13 protein-coding genes are annotated in these 18,488 nt (G+C 29.6%); 11 read left to right on the forward strand and 2 right to left on the reverse strand.

Translation table 11 applies throughout. From position 1 onward, the window contains the following. Positions 1-92 precede the first annotated feature (92 nt). The 4 genes from AC34EU_RS00340 (at position 93) to AC34EU_RS00355 (ending at position 7,296) form a co-directional block, all read left to right on the forward strand. Positions 93-4,322 carry a translocation/assembly module TamB domain-containing protein gene (locus tag AC34EU_RS00340; RefSeq protein ID WP_489695979.1) on the forward strand — a complete coding sequence of 1,410 codons (4,230 nt, stop codon included), beginning with the start codon at positions 93-95 and terminating at the stop codon, positions 4,320-4,322. A gap of 95 nt (positions 4,323-4,417) precedes the next feature. After that, positions 4,418-5,401, forward strand: coding sequence for a 6-phosphofructokinase (gene pfkA, locus AC34EU_RS00345; RefSeq protein WP_487532926.1), 984 nt, complete (start codon positions 4,418-4,420; stop codon positions 5,399-5,401). A gap of 30 nt (positions 5,402-5,431) precedes the next feature. Beyond that, a complete protein-coding gene (gene gap, locus AC34EU_RS00350; RefSeq protein ID WP_487532927.1) occupies positions 5,432-6,430 on the forward strand; it encodes a type I glyceraldehyde-3-phosphate dehydrogenase in 999 nt (332 codons plus the stop codon). A 2-nt stretch (positions 6,431-6,432) separates the two neighbouring features. Continuing rightward, entirely contained in the window at positions 6,433-7,296 is an 864-nt protein-coding gene (locus AC34EU_RS00355; protein ID WP_487532928.1) for a BadF/BadG/BcrA/BcrD ATPase family protein, read from the forward strand. Between the two features lie 2 nt (positions 7,297-7,298). On the opposite strand, the gene AC34EU_RS00360 is transcribed toward AC34EU_RS00355, so the two are convergent. Beyond that, positions 7,299-7,679 carry a Rid family detoxifying hydrolase gene (locus AC34EU_RS00360; RefSeq protein ID WP_487532929.1) on the reverse strand — a complete coding sequence of 127 codons (381 nt, stop codon included), beginning with the start codon at positions 7,677-7,679 and terminating at the stop codon, positions 7,299-7,301. A 6-nt stretch (positions 7,680-7,685) separates the two neighbouring features. After that, a complete protein-coding gene (locus AC34EU_RS00365; protein WP_487532930.1) occupies positions 7,686-10,316 on the reverse strand; it encodes a putative LPS assembly protein LptD in 2,631 nt (876 codons plus the stop codon). 90 nt (positions 10,317-10,406) lie between these two features. Here AC34EU_RS00365 and AC34EU_RS00370 point away from each other — a divergent pair, with 90 nt between their 5' ends. From AC34EU_RS00370 to AC34EU_RS00400, 7 genes are read left to right on the forward strand one after another with little or no spacing between them, the layout of a single operon-like run. Beyond that, a complete protein-coding gene (locus tag AC34EU_RS00370) occupies positions 10,407-11,489 on the forward strand; it encodes an N-acetylmuramoyl-L-alanine amidase family protein (RefSeq protein WP_487532932.1) in 1,083 nt (360 codons plus the stop codon). A 43-nt stretch (positions 11,490-11,532) separates the two neighbouring features. Further along, entirely contained in the window at positions 11,533-12,465 is a 933-nt protein-coding gene (locus AC34EU_RS00375) for an MlaD family protein (protein ID WP_487532933.1), read from the forward strand. A gap of 18 nt (positions 12,466-12,483) precedes the next feature. Further along, positions 12,484-13,818: a 4Fe-4S dicluster domain-containing protein gene (locus tag AC34EU_RS00380; RefSeq protein ID WP_487532934.1), complete on the forward strand. Its 1,335-nt coding sequence runs from the start codon at positions 12,484-12,486 to the stop codon at positions 13,816-13,818. A gap of 9 nt (positions 13,819-13,827) precedes the next feature. Next, complete coding sequence (locus AC34EU_RS00385) at positions 13,828-14,271, forward strand: LNS2 domain-containing protein (RefSeq protein WP_487532936.1); 444 nt, start codon at positions 13,828-13,830, stop codon at positions 14,269-14,271. A gap of 10 nt (positions 14,272-14,281) precedes the next feature. Next, complete coding sequence (locus AC34EU_RS00390) at positions 14,282-15,061, forward strand: (Fe-S)-binding protein (RefSeq protein ID WP_487532937.1); 780 nt, start codon at positions 14,282-14,284, stop codon at positions 15,059-15,061. A gap of 2 nt (positions 15,062-15,063) precedes the next feature. Further along, complete coding sequence (locus AC34EU_RS00395; protein ID WP_487532938.1) at positions 15,064-15,549, forward strand: ABC transporter ATPase; 486 nt, start codon at positions 15,064-15,066, stop codon at positions 15,547-15,549. 3 nt (positions 15,550-15,552) lie between these two features. Next, positions 15,553-18,483, forward strand: a complete 2,931-nt coding sequence (locus AC34EU_RS00400; protein WP_489666645.1) for a serine hydrolase domain-containing protein — start codon at positions 15,553-15,555, stop codon at positions 18,481-18,483. The last annotated feature ends 5 nt before the right edge of the window (positions 18,484-18,488 follow it).

The raw sequence follows: 18,488 nt of genomic DNA on the forward strand, positions 1-18,488 counted from the left end.
CACAAAAATAAACGATTAGCATCAAACGGAGATATAAAATATCAATTGGACTTTTTACAGCAATAATTTTAATTTTATTGCCAGTGTTTTATATGCTTAAAACAGGTAGTATACAAGAAAAAGTAATTCAAAGTTTAACTAATAAAATAAGTGAAAAGTATAATGTTGACATTAGTATTGATTCATCTGAGTTGTCTTTTCAAGATGGAATTGTATTAAAGAATATTTTGTTTAATGATCATTTTAAAGACACGTTGGTCTATGTCAAGAATTTGAAAACTAACCTGAAATCAATTGAAAAACTTATTGAAGGAGATGTTCGGTTTTCTAATCTGCATTTGGATGGAATGATTCTTAAAATCAAAAAGTATTCGAAAGAGGAGGTTAACAGCCTGCAATTTTTTTTAAACATTCTAAATTCAAAAAAAGACACTTCTAAACTCTCACCCATTATATCTGTTTCTTCTTTTAAAATTGATAACAGTGAGGTAAGATTTCCAAATGATATCAATTCGTATAAAATACTTAAACTAAAATTGAATAATCTGATTGCTGGACCAGATTTTATTGAATCAGATACAATTGATGGTGAATTTGAAACATCAAATATTAATTCTTTTTCATTTAAATCTAATTCATTTAAATACTTAGGATGTTCTTTTTCTATAAATGATTTTTCTTTTGTTTCTAATCAAGTTGAGTTGAATGGGGATATTGAGTTTGGTAAATCTGCTGGAGATTTTTTTGACGACTTTGAAACATCAGAAATTATTTCCAAAATTCAAATTTCAAATTTTAAACCAGCTAAAATTGGTATAAAAATAGACTCATTATTCAATGTGTCAGGTGAATTGGATTTGTTGGGTTCTTTAAATTCAATTAATATTAGGAATGCAAAACTTGATTTTGGCTTTTCAAAACTAAATGGTGATATAAATATTTTAAATTTCTTTTCCGAAAAAGAAAATATTTTTTCTGGACATATTACAATTGACACTTTAGGCTTAAGTGATTTGAATAATATCATAAAAACTTCAGTCCCTCAATTAGACAATTTAAAAAATCAAAAAATAAACAAGTTTGATTTAAGAGGTATTTACTCTAATAATACTTGGGATTTAAACACCATTATTAAAACTAGTTTTGGAGATTTTAAATCTGAATTAATCAACAATAAATTTGACCAGAATTATAACTCAATTTTAATCGATATTAACAATTTGAATTTATCAAAGCTATACAAGTCAAGTCCTTATGGTCTTGTTTCGGCAAATTTGAAACTAGATTTAAAAAATGGATTTGCAGACTGGAATCTAAATGAAGGTCATTTAACTAACAAAAATTTTAATGTAATAAATTTTAAAGCAAATGGTATAGGAGATTTTAAGAAAGGAACTTTTTTATGGAGTGCAAGTGAAGATTTGGAAGTTTCATTAAGTGAAGTCGAATATGATTTTTCTACAGAAATTAACAAACTAAGTTCAGTTATAAATTTAAAGTCTTATGATTTATCCAACATTAACAGACAAATCGGAGGAGGTAAAGCTATTTTAACTGGAGTTTTTAAAAGTAAAATTGAAGGACAATCAATTGACGATGCATCAATTATTTTGACAGTTCAAGATTTAAAATTAAATCATAATGGTGGAATTTTAAATTCCAGCGATTTTTATCTAAATAGCTTTAATAATAATGGTTTACGTAATTTTTCAATAATTAACTCTTCTTGGCTATCAGGAGAAGCAGTTGGAAGGTTTGATCTTAGTAAAACAAAATTATTAATTAATAATGCTTTATCAGAAACTTTTCCAATTATTCCAAAATTAAAACTTTTTAAAGTTCAGGAAGTTGAATTTAATTTTATATTATCAAAGGACTTGGTGAATATATTAAATACTGATATTCAAAGCACAGAAGATTTTAATTTAATCGGATATCTTAGTAGTGAGGAATACAAGTCTTATTTGGATATAGAAGTTCCCTTTTTTCAATATCAAGATTTTTTTGCACAAGGATTAAAGGTTACTTTGAATAATAAATCATCTAATAGAGATAGTAGATTGGTTATTAATAAGACTATTTATAAAGACTCTAATCTTGGCAGATTTTCATTAGGGAGTAAAAGAAATGAAAATAAATTATCTATTAATGCTAAGTTGAATTCATTGATTAGTGGCGGTGATGAATTTAATTTAAATTTCAATATTGAGAAGCTCAATAAAAGTAAAAACATATTTTATTTAACAGAATCTTCAATTTTTTTTAACAATGAAAATTGGAAATTGAAAGAATCAGAAAATGATCCCATTATTTATGATTATGCATATAACTTGATTGAAGTTAGTGATTTCAAAATAAGTTCAGGAGTATCTGAGGTTAAAATTAAAGGATTTTATAAAGGAACAGATGACTTTGATGTGATTTTAGATGTTAAAAACACTAATCTGAATCAATTGTTTAAACAAAATGAAAATTTTAAAACTAACGGCTTGTTTAATTCTAGTTGGGAAATAAAAAGAACTCCAAAAGATAATTCATTTAAAGGTTATATTAATTCACCTGAAGTAAGTATAAATAAAGTTTTGGTTGGCGAATTTAATTTGAATATGGCAGGAAATACTCTGTTAAATTCTTATTCAATAGATTGGGGTTTAATCAAAAATAATAATAAAACTTTTTCAGGAATTGGAAATTTAATTTTTAACAAAACATCATCCAAACTTGATTTAGATATTTTATTTTCAAAATTTGACATTTCATTTTCTTCGCCTCTGGGTAAGAATTCAATATCAAATATTCATGGGGTTTTAGATGGAGATTTAAATATTTGGGGTGATTTTAATAATCTTCAAAATACTGGTTTAATTAATTTAGATAAAGCAAGTTTTTCTGTTCCTTATTTGAATGTTGATTATACTTTATCTAATAATACTAAATTAAATTTTTATAATAAAGTTTTAGAATTTTCGCCAACCAAAATCATTGATAATATTTCTGAAACAAAGGCTAACTTTCAAGCAAAATTCTCTCATTCAAACTTTACAGATTGGAATATGGATCTATCTGTCGACTCTGGAGGAATCCTATTGCTTAACAAAAAAGAAACTTCTGATGCTTTGTTTTATGGGAAGGGATTCTTGTCAGGAGATATATCAATGATAGGTCCTGTTAAAAACCTTAAGCTTAAAGTAAATGGTTTAACCGCACCAGGAACATCAATTAAAATACCCTGGAAGAATACCCAGGAAATTTCTGATATTTCTTTTATAAAGTTTATTGATAAAAACACTAAAATAAAAACAAATAAATCAATTGATTCTGAGCCATTAATTAATGAAATTTCTGGTTTAGAAATGTTTTTCGAATTAGATATAAATAATGATGCGTCCGTAGAAATCGTTGTAGATCGATCTTCTGGAAGTTATTTAAGTGGAAGAGGATATGGAAAGTTGTTGATGGAAATTAATACAAAAGGCAAGTTTAATATGTGGGGTGATTTTACAACTACGGATGGAATTTATAATTTTAAAAATCTTGGTCTTTTAGATAAAAAATTCAATCTAGAACCTGGTGGAACAATTGTGTGGGATGGTAATCCTTTGGAAGCTCAAATGAACTTAAATGCACTTTATGAAGTTCCAGGAGGGGCAAACCCAGCTATTCTATTAGACAACCCAAACTTTAATAAAAAAATTCCAACGGAATTAGGGATCAATTTGCAGGGAAACTTATTAAAACCTGATAATCCAATTTTTGAAATATTTTTTCCTAACACAAGTGGGACTGTAGTATCTGAAATTAACTATCGATTAGCAGATTCTCAAAGGAGACAACTTCAAGCAATTTCTCTTCTTTCTCAAGGTATATTTATTAATGAGGTTAGTTTTTCTGTTGAGGGAATTACTAATAATTTATTTGAAAAAGCATCTGACATGTTTACTTCCATCATAGGAGATAAAGATGAGAAGCTTAAAGTGGGAATTAATTATCTTCAGGGCGATAGAAATTCAGATTTAGATATTTTTTCAGAAGATAGACTTGGGTTGACCTTATCTACCCAGGTAAGTGATAAAATACTTATAAATGGAAAAATTGGTGTTCCCATAGGAGGTGTAAATGAAACTTTAATTGTAGGTGATGTTCAAATTGATTTTATTTTAAACGAAGATGGCTCGCTTAAAGCAAAGGTTTTTAATAAGGAAAATGAATTTCGTTATATAGGTGATAAATTAGGGTATACACAAGGCCTAGGTATTTCATATAATGTTGATTTTAATACTTTTAAGGAATTGATTAATAAAATAGTTAAAGAAGAACAATAGTTCAAAATTCAACATATAAGTTGGTTTTTGATTAATTTAAAACTAACTTTTTTTATGCCATTAAGAATAGTTAAATTTGTCGATTATTTATGCAAATGAAAAAAATTAAAAAAATTGGCGTTTTAACTTCAGGAGGAGATGCTCCTGGAATGAATGCTGCGGTCAGAGCAGTAGTGAGATCAAGTGTATACAACAATATTGAGTGCTTTGGGATTTACAAGGGCTACCAAGGAATGATTGAAGGATCAATTAAAAAATTAAATGCTAGAAGTGTAAATAATATAATTAATAAAGGAGGGACTGTGCTCAAAACAGCCAGGTGTCAAGAATTTTATAGTAAAGAAGGAAGACAAAAGGCATTTAATAAAATTAAAGAATATGAGATTGATGCACTTGTAGTAATTGGTGGTGATGGATCATTTACTGGTGCTATTCTTTTTACAAAAGAGCATAATATTCCAATTATAGGTATTCCAGGTACCATTGACAATGATATTTCAGGAACTAGCTTTACTATAGGATTTGATACGGCATTAAATACGGTAGTGGAATCAATTGATAAAATTAGAGATACTGCTATATCACATAATCGTTTATTTATAGTTGAAGTTATGGGTAGGGATGCTGGACACATTGCTTTAAATGCTGGAATTGGCGCTGGAGCAGAAGAAATTTTAATACCTGAAGAAAATATGGGGCTTGAAAGATTGTTAGAGTCGCTTAAAAAAAGTCAAAAGTCTGGAAAATCTTCAAGTATTGTAATGATTGCTGAAGGTGATAAAACTGGTAAAAATGTTTTTGAAATTGCATCATACGTAGAAAACAATATGCCTGAATACGAAGTGAGAGTTTCAGTTTTAGGTCACATACAAAGAGGTGGAGCACCTTCATGTTTTGATAGAGTTTTAGCATCGAGAATGGGAGTACATGCTGTTGATTCTCTTATAAGTGGAACTTATAATGTGATGGTTGGCATAAAAGATGATATTATGGTCATAAGTCCATTAGAAGAAGCGATAAAAGGACAAACTGAAATCAACAAGAATTTAATTCGTGTTTCAGAAATACTGTCTATATAATTCATTTAAATTTTAATTAAAAAAAATATTATGTCTTTAAGAATAGGAATAAATGGTTTTGGACGAATAGGGAGAATGGTTTTTCGTTCTGCTATGGAACAAGATGATATTGAAGTTGTAGCTATTAATGATCTATTAGAAATTAATCATTTAGCTTATCTTTTAAAGTATGACTCAGTTCATGGAAGGTTTACTGGAACTGTTGAGGTTGATGGTAACAGCTTAATTGTTAATAATAAGACAATTTTAATTACAGCTGAGCGTAATCCTGAACATATATCTTGGGGCTCAATGAACACTGATGTTGTAGCTGAATGTACAGGTATTTTTACATCTATTGAAAAAGCCAACCTTCATATTAAAGGTGGGGCAAAGAAAGTTGTGATTTCTGCTCCTTCTCCAGATGCTCCAATGTTTGTGATGGGAGTCAACCATGAAAATATTAAATCCAGTGATTTAATCGTTTCAAATGCATCATGTACCACAAATTGTCTTGCTCCAATAGCCAAAGTTTTAAATGATAATTTTGGAATTAAAGAAGGTTTGATGACTACTGTTCATGCTGCTACAGCTACTCAGTTTGTTGTGGATGGTCCTTCAAAAAAAGATTTTAGAGCGGGTAGAAGTTCGTTAATAAATATAATACCTGCTTCAACAGGTGCAGCAAAAGCAGTTGGGAAGGTAATTCCTGAACTGCATGGGAAATTGACTGGAATGTCATTTCGTGTTCCTACTGCTAATGTCTCAGTTGTTGACTTGACTGTTAAGCTCTCTAATAAAACTTCCTATGAAGAAATTAAAGCTAAAATGCTTAATGCTTCAAAAAATAATTTAAAAGGAATTTTAGGGTATGTGGATGAGCCTGTAGCATCTCAAGACTTTATAGGTGATTCAAGAACTTCTATTTTTGATGCTGAAGCTGGAATGGAGTTGAATGATAGTTTTTTTAAGATTATATCTTGGTATGATAACGAATGTGGATACTCTAATAAACTTTTAGATCTAGCTAAATATGTAAAACAAGTTTAATTATGATTTTAGTCGTAGATAGTGGCTCTACTAAGACTGATTGGATTTCAATTGATGATATTGGATCAGTTTTATTTTCAACTCAGACCCTAGGTTTAAACCCTCAGGTTTTATCAAGTGCCATATTAAATGAAAGAATAATTAACAACTACGATCTTTATCAAAATAGAAATGAGGTGACTAAGCTTTTTTTTTATGGAGCAGGATGCGGTGTTAGCTCCTCTAAAAAAAGAATTGAGAAAATCTTTAGAGAAATTTTCTCTAACGCAGAATTAGACATTAAAGAAGACACCTATGCAGCTGTGTATTCTGCTTTCAAGCCAGGGGAGCCCTCTATAGTATGTATATTAGGTACAGGTTCAAATTGCACATATTATAATGGTAAAGACATTGAACAAAGAGTAGTTTCTTTAGGTTACGTTTTAATGGATGAAGCAAGCGGTAATTTTTTTGGCAAACAATTGATAAGGAGTTATTACTTCAAAGAAATGACAGAAGAACACTCTAAAGCATTTGAAAATGAGTTTAAGCTTGATCCAGATACTGTTAAAGAAAACATTTACAGGAAAGAAAATCCAAATACTTATCTTGCAACATTTGCCAAGTTTCTTATTGATAGAAAAAGTCATCCTATAATGAAAGGCATTATTCATAATGGGCTTAAAAGGTTTATAGAACATCAAATTTTACAGTTCAACAACAGTAGGGAAGTTCCAATTCATTTTGTGGGATCTATCGCGTTTTATCTTCAGGATGAAATAAAAGAAATACTAATTGAATATGAGCTAAGTATTGGAAGTATAATTAGAAGACCAATAGATGGTCTTCTAAATCATCATAAATTACAAATAGATAATTTGATTTAACTTTAATCATGCGCAATCATACTTATTTCAACTCTTACATTTTTAGGTAGAGTCTTTACAGCTAATGTTTCTCTTGCTGGAGCTATTTCATTTTCAAAAAACTCTCCATAAACTTCATTTACGGACTGAAAATTATCCATATTGTTAAGAAAAATTGTGCTCTTTACAACATTTTTAAAACTCATGTTAGCAGCATTTAAAACAGCTTTGAGATTTATCATTACCTGATTAACCTCTTTTTTAAGATCGTTTTTTATTAAATCCATTTTTGATGTTAATGGAATTTGGCCAGACAAGTATAAAATTCCATTTACTTTTACAGCTTGATTGTATGGTCCAATTGGTGCTGGAGCATCAGAAGTTAGAATAATTTCTTTTTTCATAATTATTTAATTTAATTTTCTGTCAGGTTCTCTGTTTTTTTCGTATTTAATATCACTTAATAATCCAGATTTTATACCAATAAAAAAGTTCCAGGATGCTCTATTAGAAAAGGGAACCCAATCAAAACTCATTCTCCAGCTATTTAGATCTCTATCAAAACCTAAAGAGGTATATGTAAATCCTTTCCCTTTAAAATCATAACCAGAGGATGCTGATACTTGCCATTTTGGAGTTAAGGTAACGTTTGAGCTAAACATTAGTGAGTTATTTGATATTTCTCGTTCCTGCCTTCGATTACTATATGTAAAGGACCAGGCAACTTTAAAATCCCATGGTATCTTAGTTTTGTATAAAGGATATTTACTTTCTGATTGAGCCTCTTTAAATTGATTCATCCTTTTGCCATCTAATTTTACTGCTCTTCCAAATAAACCATCATTTCTTCCACCGCTAGAAGCTGTTTCCTTATCCTTGGATTCTTCTTCTTCTCTATCGTTTTTTGAATCAGTTTCAAAATCTTTATTGGATATTGAATAGTTCATATTTATATTAGCACTAGTCATTCTTAAAAAAGATCCACCTGTTTTATAATTGAAGGTTCCGTATCTTCTTTTGTTTTCATCTAAAGCATATGGATCAAAAGTAGCTCCAAGGTTCATATTTAATTTATTATTAAGAGCTTTAAATCCTGTTGACATTCTTACAGGAGACCACTTTAAGGAATCTGAAGATACATTGTAGCTTGTTGCAAAATTTAAATTATCAAGAAGTTTTATTTTTTTTGGATCTGTTTTTGTTGAGTCTTTGTCAGTTACCTTAGCTTCAAAAGAGTTATTAACTGTTATGCCAACATTACTGGAAAAAGAATTGCCTGGAGTACCAAACAAACCTCCTTCAAACCTTGAATAGGATGCAGTATTTCCGTCAGCATCTATTATGTATGTGTCATAATATTGGTCTTCAAAACTTGGATTATAGCTATATGAAATATTAGGCCTTATAGTATGTCTAATTGATTGAATTTTTTTATCCACACCGAAATTAAAAGTACCATAAATGGTAGTGCCAATACTAGAGTTAAGGTTGTAGGTTCTAAAAGCATCAAATTTTCTTATTGTATCCTTAACTACTATTTCTGATTCTTCGTTATAATTGTTATATCTTATTGTTTGAGGAGTCCACACCTCTTGATATGAACTTCCAACAGAAATACTCAAGTGTTTTAATAATTTAAAATTTGTACTTAATGGAATATTATGTATCATTCCTGATCTAGCCTCTTTAAACATTTCGGATTTAAACAAATTATCTTCAGTAGTAATAATTCTATTTTCAGCCCTAGAAGTATATTGAAAATTTATGTTTTGTAAAATCCCTTTTTTACCTCCCTCTTTGGGTGCAAAAGGGAAAATCCTTTCCATATTTGTTTGAAGAGTAGGCAATGTTAAGTTTACATTTTTAGTTTGAGAATTTTGCGACATAGCTGAAGTCATAGAAATATTAACTCTGGGAGAGCCAGGGAATGTTTTTGAATATGAAACTGAAGAACTTAAGTTGTTATTTAAGAAATTAGGATTATTTAATTGATTAACGGATTGCTGATAATAATCACTACTTCCAAAGTTTACAGAAGCTGAAAATGTTGAGTAGGGAGAAGCTTTAGCATCTTTACTGTGAGACCACCTGAAGTTAAACACTGTAGATTTAGAATAGCCGGATAATCCTCTTTCACCACTAACTAAATTTTCATATCTAAAACTTAAATCTCCGTTATAGTTATACATCCTTTTATATTGGGTGTCTGCTCTAAAACCATAACTTCCATTTGTATAATAATCTCCAATTAGAGCAAGATTAAAATAATCAGATAAATTAAAATAATATCCCCCATTCTGAATTGCATAACCTCGATTATTGTTTTCCCCAATTGAAGGGAAAATAAAGCCAGATGACTGGTTTTGAGTTGTAGGAAAGTATGCAAATGGAAGCATTACAGGAGTTGGGACATCAGCTATGTACATATTTGTAAACCCTGTCACTATCTTTCCTCCTGGAACAAGCTTACCTTTTCTTACTCTAAAATAATAATCAGCATCATCTAATTCACCTCCAGTAGTTACTTTTGCATCTTTAATATAGTAAACTGAATCATTTTGTTTTTTAGTGTAATTTGAGTAGACATTCATTCCGCCTTGATCTGTTTTCGAATTCCATATTAGTGCTTTTTGTGTATCAAAATTATACCTAATTGAGTCAGGGTTTATTTCGTTAACACCCTGCTTAAAAAAAGGATATTGGACTAGTGTTCCACTTGTGTCTATAATTCTTCCTGCGTAGACTTCTTTTTCTTTATAGTCAAGAATTATTATCCCAGAGCGAAGAGTTATGTCTCCATAATATAACTCAGCTTTATTATAGAGGTATAGTTTGTTTTCTTTTCTATTTATTCTAACATAATCCTCAGCATTATATGTAATCATGTCAAGAAGAAGAGGGTTTTTAATATTAGTGCTATCAAGAATTTGGGTATTTTGAACTTTAATATTATTTAGTTTTAATGAGTCAATTTGCCCATAGGAGGCTAAGCTCCATAAAAATATGAACAATGATGATGTATAACTAAACTTTGACTGCAAGATGAAACCTCTTAAATTTGTATAGAATTTAATAATAATTCAAAATTAAGGATATTTTTATAGTTCTCCTGATAATGTAACGTTAATGAAATGAAAATCTTACACCTAAATTTATTAATATTTATAATAACTCCATGGATAATTCAATTCAACCACCCTATAAGCTCGTCTAAGAAATTTATTGTTGTTCTTGATGCTGGTCACGGTGGACGTGATACTGGCAACAATGGTAATGGTTATTTAGAAAAAAAAATTGCATTGACAATTACTCTTAAAATTGGAAAATTACTATCCAAAGACAGTGAAATTAAGGTTATATATACTCGGAAAAATGACAAGTATGTAGAGCTTAACAAACGTGCTCAAATTGCGAATGATGCTGATGCTGATTTATTTATTTCTGTTCATTGCGATGCGTTTGGATCTTCTAAAGCATTTGGAGCTGGAACTTTTGTTTTGGGATTGCATGAAAATGATCGAAACTTTAGAGTAGCTCAGAAAGAAAATTCAGTAATATTTATGGAGGATGATTACGAAAAAAAATATGATGGCTTTGATCCTAACAATCCAGAATCTGTAATTAGCCTTTTGCTCATGCAAGAAGAGTATTTGGAGCAAAGTATTTTGGCAGCAACTTCAATTCAAAATAGTTTTGTGAGCGTTCTTAAAAGAAAAGATAGAACAGTCAAACAAGCAGGTTTTTTAGTATTAAGAAACACCTATATGCCAAGTGTTTTAGTAGAAGCAGGTTTTTTGACAAATAAAAAAGAAGGAGCATATTTAAACTCATCAAAGGGCCAAAATTCAATTGCTAAAGCAGTTTCAAAGGCAATAATTGAATATAAAAATAACATAAATAAATCTATAGAAAACTTTAATGTTTACAATGGTGATATTGACTTAAAAGTCACAAAAAAAATTTCATATAAAGTGCAAATTGCAGCAAGTAAAAATAAAATAGGAACTTTTCCTTATAATTTTAAAGGATTAAAACCAATACATAGAATTAATAATGGTATAATGTATAGATACTATTATGGAGATTCTAAAAAATATAAGAATGCTAAAAGTGATTTAAGTAAAGCAATAAAAAGGGGTTTTAAAACTGCGTTTTTAGTTGCATTTTTGAATGGAAATAGTATATCAATAGAAGAAGCTAAAAAAAATGAATAAAATATTAAATCACGATTTAATTAAATTTAACTAGTTTTGTGTTATGATTAAGTATTCCAAAGAAATAAAGTCTTTTTTTTTAGTTTTGATGGGACTTTTATTGTTTGTTTTTGGATATAGTTTTCTCAAGGGACAATCTTTGTTAAAAAGTCAAAAGATCTTATATACTATCTATCCAGAGATTGAAGGTTTAATTCCAGGAGCAAAAATAACTTTAAATGGTTTATCTATTGGTTCAGTAATAAAGGCTGATTTTCTACCTGGAACAACAGATATATTAATTTCAATGAACATTCGCGGTGATATTAATTTTTCTAAATACAGTGAAGCAGTTTTATATGAAACTGGACTTATTGGTGGAAAAGCCATATCAATTGTGCCGAAATTTGATTCTGATAAGCCTGTAATTTCTGGCGACACATTAGTTTCTTTAATAAAACCTGGTTTTACCGAACTTGTTAACCGTCAAATTGCACCTTTACAAGAAAAAATAGAAAGCACTTTAACTAGTGTAGATTCCCTTTTCATTGGTGTTAGTAATGTTTTAAATGTGGACACTCAAAATAACCTAAAAAATACTTTAAAAAATCTTAGTATTTCTCTTGAAAATATTAATAATGCATCAGTTGTTCTGTCTAATCTTTTAGTCTCTAATCAAGATAATTTCTCTACCACTATGGATAATTTATCTAATACTTCGAAGAACCTATCAATAATAACGGATTCTCTTACTGCAATTAATTTTTCACATACTGTTAAGCAATATGAAATCGTTGCTAATAATATTAATCAACTACTTCTGTCTTTAAAGGCAGGTGAGGGTTCAGCTGGTAAATTTTTGAAAAACGATAATGTTTATGACAGATTAGATGATGCAGCCAGTGCGTTAGAGGACCTTTTAAATGATTTAAAACAAAATCCAAAACGATATGTTCAATTTTCAATTTTCGGAAAGAAAGAAAAATCTGAAAAATAATAATTGACTTCTTTATATATGACATTTATACCTAACATTTTGTTTTTTATTGTTTTTTCAATTGGCTTGAGCCTTTTTGTAGTCAATATTAAAAAAGTAATCAGCAATATTAGATTAGGAAAAGATATTGATAGAAATGATCGTAAGAAAGAAAGGTGGATAAACATGACTCTCTTAGCTTTAGGACAATCTAAGATGGTTCATAGGCCTGTATCTGGTATTTTACACATTATAGTATATGTAGGATTTATTTTGATTAATATAGAACTGCTTGAAATCATAGTAGACGGTTTGTTAGGCACTCATCGAGTTTTTGCTCCTTATTTGGGTGGATTTTATAATTTTCTAATAGGAACATTTGAAATACTAGCCTTTCTAGTCTTTATATCAGTTATTATTTTCTGGATGCGAAGAAATATAATTAAGTTAAAACGGTTTATGAATCCTGAAATGAAAGGTTGGCCAAAAAATGACGCAGATTTCATTCTTTATTTTGAGATTGTTTTAATGTTTTTATTTTTATCAATGAATGCAACGGATGGATTATTGCAGGATTTAAATACTCCCCATTATTTGAAAGCGGGAGCTTATCCAATTTCAATATATTTACAGCCATTATATGATGGTTTTTCTCAGTCAGGTTTAATAGTTTTAGAACGCACTTTTTGGTGGTTACATATAATTGGAATTTTGATTTTTGCAAATTATTTATACTATTCAAAACATTTACATATTTTACTTGCATTCCCAAATACTTATTACGCTAACCTTGATTCAAAGGGAAAATTTAAAAATAATTCTAACGTCACAAAAGAAGTTAGGTTAATGATGGATCCAAACATTGACCCCTTTGCATCTGCCCCTTCTGAATCACCTCCAGAAAAGTTTGGTGTTTCTGATGTGATTGACATGAATTGGGTTCAGTTGCTTAATGCGTATACATGTACTGAATGTGGCAGATGTACTAGCGAGTGTCCCGCCAATCAAACTGGAAAAAAATTATCACCAAGAAAAATAATGATGGATACACGAGATCGATTAGTAGAAGTTGGTGAGAATTACAGAAAAAATAAACAAAAGTTTATTCCTGATGGAAAAGAATTACTTAATGATTATATTTCAACAGAAGAGCTTTGGGCCTGCACATCATGTAATGCTTGTGTTGAAGCTTGTCCTATTGGAATTGATCCTTTATCTATTATTATGGATATGCGCCAATACTTAGTTATGGAAAAATCTTCAGCTCCTGGAGATTTAAATAATATGATGAGCAATATTGAGAATAATGGAGCTCCGTGGCCCTTTAATAATCAAGATAGGTTATTGTGGGCAAATGAAGATCAAATTAATTAATAAATTATTATGCAAAAAGAAGAAGTGGAAAATTATTTACATAAAAAAGTAGAGGATGGAGAAATTGTTAGCCCTGTTTTGCCAGATGGAGTTAAAAACTATTTAATTGACATTGATGGAACTATTTGTGATGATATACCAAATGAGGAGCCAGAAAGAATGGGAACAGCAGAGGTTTATCCAGACGCTTTACTAACTTTAAATAAGTGGTATGAAGAAGGTCATCTTATTTGTTTTTTCACTTCCCGAGTAGAATCCCATAGAGAAGTAACATCTGAATGGTTAAAGAAAAACGGATTTAAATATCACAGCCTTCTTATGGGTAAGCCTAGGGGGGGTAACTATCATTGGGTTGATAATCATCTTGTTAAGGCAACACGTTATAATGGAAAATTCACTGATTTGGTTGAAAAAGAAGTAACTATTGAAGTGTTTGATGATGATAATTCTTAAAAATTAAGATATGCAAATACCTACTTTAGCTTCTATGGCTGCAGAGGGCAAAAAACCTGATGTTCTTTTTTGGGTTGGTTGTTCTGGAAGTTTTGATGAAAGAGCAAAAAAAATAACAAAGGCATTTATTAAAATATTAAATCATTCAGCTATTTCTTATGCTGTTCTTGGTCCTGAAGAAAGTTGTACTGGTGATCCAGCAAAACGATCAGGTAATGAATTTTTATTTCAAATGCAGGCTATTGCTAATATTGAGGTTATGAATGCTTATGAGGTTACAAAAATAGTTACAACCTGTCCTCATTGTTTTAATACTCTTAAAAACGAATATCCGGAATTAGGTGGAGATTATCAGGTTCAACACCATACTCAGTTTCTTAAAAAATTACTTGATGATGGAAAGATAACACTTGAAGGAGGAAGTTTTAAAGGTAAGCGAATCACATTTCATGATCCCTGCTATTTGGGAAGAGCAAACAAAGTTTATGAAGCTCCAAGAGATTTAATCAAGAAATTAGATGCTGAGTTAGTTGAAATGAAAAACTGTAAGTCTAAAGGCTTATGCTGTGGTGCGGGTGGCGCTCAAATGTTTAAAGAACCCGAAAAGGGGAATAAAGACATTAATATTGAAAGAACTGAACAGGCTATCGATTCAAAACCCGATATAATAGCAACGGGTTGCCCTTTTTGTAATACAATGATGACTGATGGTGTCAAAAACAAAGAAAAAGAAGATTCTTTACCGGTTAAAGACATTGCAGAATTAATAGCTGAAGCTGAAGATCTATAAAAATGAAAACACCTTTTAACAAACTTTCAGATAATGCTAGAGTATGGATTTATCCGGCAAGCAGAAAACTCAGTGATGCTGAAGTTGTAGAAATTAAAAAATTATGTGATGATTTTACTAATCAATGGACTGCTCATGATAGTTCACTTCTAGCTTCAGTAGATATTCCATACAACAGATTTATTGTTATTGGATTAGAAACTGATTTTAATTCAGCTTCTGGCTGTTCTATTGATTCCTCCGTTCATTTTATTCAATCTTTGGAAAAACAGTATAATATTATTTTACTTGACAAAATGAATGTAACCTTTAAGCAAGGTGAATATTTAACTTATAAAAGTTTAAATGATTTTAAAGATATGGTAAAAAAAGGTTCAATAAATGCTAATACAGTTGTTTTTAATAACTTAGTTAATGATTTAGCTGGGTATAAATCTGAGTGGGAGATTCCTATGAAACACAGCTGGCATTCTCGTTTTATCAAGTAAAAAATGAAATATTTCTATAGTTTAATATTGATATTAGTTTGCATTTTAAAAACAAACTCTCAACAACCTGATCCACTTATAACATCTGATTATTTATTACAAAAAAAATGGGTAGACAGTATTTATAATTCCATTTCGTTAAAAGAGAAAATAGGTCAACTTTTTATTCCTATGGTTTTTTCTAATGGAGACTCTGTGCATTTAAAAAAAACATTAGACTTAGTAAAGAAATATAAAATTGGAGGTCTTATTTTTTCGAAAGGAAATAGTAAATCTCAAATTGAATGGAGTAATGTCTTTCAGACAGAAGCAAAGATTCCACTATTAATATCTATGGATGCTGAATGGGGAGTGGCAATGAGACTGGATGATGTTTTACCATTTCCATGGAACATGACTCTTGGAGCAGTTAATGATAATGATTTAATATATGATATTGGAAAAAGAATTGGTGAACAATCTTTAAGGTTAGGAATAAATATGAATTTTGCTCCTGTTTTAGATGTAAATACAAATCCTAAAAATTCAATTATTGGAAATAGATCATTTGGTGAATCAGTAGAAATTGTTTCAAAAAAAAGTATTGCAATTATGAAAGGAATGCATAGTGCAAATATTTTGACTTCTGGCAAGCATTTTCCTGGACATGGAGAAACATCAAAAGATTCTCATAAAACCCTACCAACTATAAAGTCTAATAAAAAACATATTTATGAAATAGAATTAGCACCTTTTAAAAAACTTATAGAAGAAGGAGTTTCATCGATCATGATAGGTCATTTAAACATCCCTAGTCTTCAGGATTCTGATCTGCCTTCATCATTATCTAAACACATAGTAACTAATTTATTAAAAAATGAATTAGGTTTTAATGGTTTAATTTTTACTGATGCACTTAACATGCAGGGGGTTTTAGGTTCAAAAATAATTGGTAACATAGATTTAGCAGCTTTTAATGCTGGAAATGATATTATTTTAATTTCTGAAAATATTCCTGAAGGAATAAGTGCAATTGAAAAGGCATATTTATCTGGTTTAATCTCTGAATTAAGATTAGAGCATTCGGTTAAAAAGATATTAAAGTCTAAATATAAATCTAATTTAAATAAATATACTCCTGTTAAGTTGTTAGATAATCCTTTAAGTTCTGCTAATGACACACTTTTGGTTTCTAAAGTTTTTCAAAGAGCTATTACTGTTCTTGAAAATAAAAATCAAATACTGCCTCTTAAAATCAATAACAAATATGGTTATTTATCTTTAGGGAAAGGCTCTGGATTGCATTTCAATAATAAGTTAAAAGCATATGCTCATGTTGATGATGTAGTTGGTTATGACTACAAAAATATTATTAATCAAGCTAAAATAAATAAATGGGACGCTATTATAATCGGGTGGCATCCTAATAAAGTCGATAATAATCCATTTCTAAACACGAAGTTTTCCTCAAAAGAAATACAATTAATAAGAAAAGTTAGTTCAAAAATACCTGTCATTGTTAATGTTTTTGCTAATCCGTATTCTGTTTATGAAATTGAAAAACTTAATAATATTAAAAGTATAATAATCAGTTATCAAAATAATGAAATTGCTCAAAAAGTAACCGTCGACTCAATGTTTGGAGTTAATGAAATTGATGGTAAAACACCTGTTAGAGCTGGTAAAAAATACCCATTAGGATCAGGTATAAAAATACTATCAAAACAGTTTTTAGGTTACTCAGAACCCTCGCTTGAGGGGTTTGATGCAAGTAAATTGAATGCTATAGATCAACTAGCAAAAACTGCTATAGACTCTTTTATGACCCCTGGGATTCAAATGTTAATTGCGAGACATGGCAAGATTGTTTATCAAAAGAATTTTGGATATCACACATATGATAAATTAACGAAAGTAACGGATTCATCAATTTATGATGTTGCTTCACTAACTAAGATATTAGCTACATTACCTCTAGTTATGAGAGATGTTTCTATAGGTAAAATAAATTTAGATACTAAGATTGGTGAATTGCTGCCTAAATGGAAAGATTCAAATAAGCAAAATATTTCATTAAAAGAAATCCTTTCTCATAATGGAAGATTACAACCATGGATTCCTTTTTATAAAGAAACTTTAACCAATGATGGTAAACCAAAGAAAAGATTTTACAATACTGAGTATTCTAGATCTCATAAATTGAAAGTAACTGAGAACTTATATTTAAAAAATAGATTTGAAAAACAAATACTCAAAAAAATCAAGCAAAGTGAACTTATTGATACTTTAAAGCTTAAATCTTATAAAAGAAAGGATAATTATTCTGACTTAACATATTATATTTTAAAACAATATCTAGAAGCAGCTCACAATACAAGATTAGATTTTCTTGTTGAAGACAAAATATACTCCCAATTAGGGTTATATTTCACTACTTATAATCCCAAAAATAAATATTCAAAAGACATCATTGTTCCATCTGAAGTAGATAGTTATTATAGGCATACAACTCTTCAAGGAGATGTTCACGACATGGGAGCTGCTATGTTAGGTGGTGTTGGTGGGCATGCTGGAATTTTTTCAAATGCATATGAGGTGGCTATTATAATGCAAATGTATTTACAGAAAGGTTTTTATAATAACAAAAAATTATTTTCAAAATCTACCTTCGATTTATTTAATAGTTGTTATTATTGCGAATATGGAAATCGACACGGAGTTGGTTTTGATAAACCTCAAATAGAAGGAGTTGGTTCAACTTGTGGATGCATATCTAAAGAAAGCTTTGGTCATTCTGGTTTTACTGGGACTTATGCTTGGGCAGATCCAGAAAAAGAAATAGTATTTGTATTTTTATCAAATAGAACGTTTCCAACTATGGAAAATAAATTGTTAGTTAGTCATAATATTCGAACTCGAATTCAGGGTTTGTTGTATGATGCTTTGGAAAATTAAATAAT

It is taken from the genome of Candidatus Marivariicella framensis (genome assembly GCF_982709265.1).

Bases quoted from the DNA above. Each gene is read 5' to 3' on its own strand.
- AC34EU_RS00340 (WP_489695979.1), top strand. From the start codon at position 93: ATGCTTAAAACAGGTAGTATACAAGAAAAAGTAATTCAAAGTTTAACT.
- pfkA (WP_487532926.1), top strand. From the start codon at position 4,418: ATGAAAAAAATTAAAAAAATTGGCGTTTTAACTTCAGGAGGAGATGCT.
- gap (WP_487532927.1), top strand. From the start codon at position 5,432: ATGTCTTTAAGAATAGGAATAAATGGTTTTGGACGAATAGGGAGAATG.
- AC34EU_RS00355 (WP_487532928.1), top strand. From the start codon at position 6,433: ATGATTTTAGTCGTAGATAGTGGCTCTACTAAGACTGATTGGATTTCA.
- AC34EU_RS00360 (WP_487532929.1), bottom strand. From the start codon at position 7,679: ATGAAAAAAGAAATTATTCTAACTTCTGATGCTCCAGCACCAATTGGA.
- AC34EU_RS00370 (WP_487532932.1), top strand. From the start codon at position 10,407: ATGAAAATCTTACACCTAAATTTATTAATATTTATAATAACTCCATGG.
- AC34EU_RS00375 (WP_487532933.1), top strand. From the start codon at position 11,533: ATGATTAAGTATTCCAAAGAAATAAAGTCTTTTTTTTTAGTTTTGATG.
- AC34EU_RS00380 (WP_487532934.1), top strand. From the start codon at position 12,484: ATGACATTTATACCTAACATTTTGTTTTTTATTGTTTTTTCAATTGGC.
- AC34EU_RS00385 (WP_487532936.1), top strand. From the start codon at position 13,828: ATGCAAAAAGAAGAAGTGGAAAATTATTTACATAAAAAAGTAGAGGAT.
- AC34EU_RS00390 (WP_487532937.1), top strand. From the start codon at position 14,282: ATGCAAATACCTACTTTAGCTTCTATGGCTGCAGAGGGCAAAAAACCT.
- AC34EU_RS00395 (WP_487532938.1), top strand. From the start codon at position 15,064: ATGAAAACACCTTTTAACAAACTTTCAGATAATGCTAGAGTATGGATT.
- AC34EU_RS00400 (WP_489666645.1), top strand. From the start codon at position 15,553: ATGAAATATTTCTATAGTTTAATATTGATATTAGTTTGCATTTTAAAA.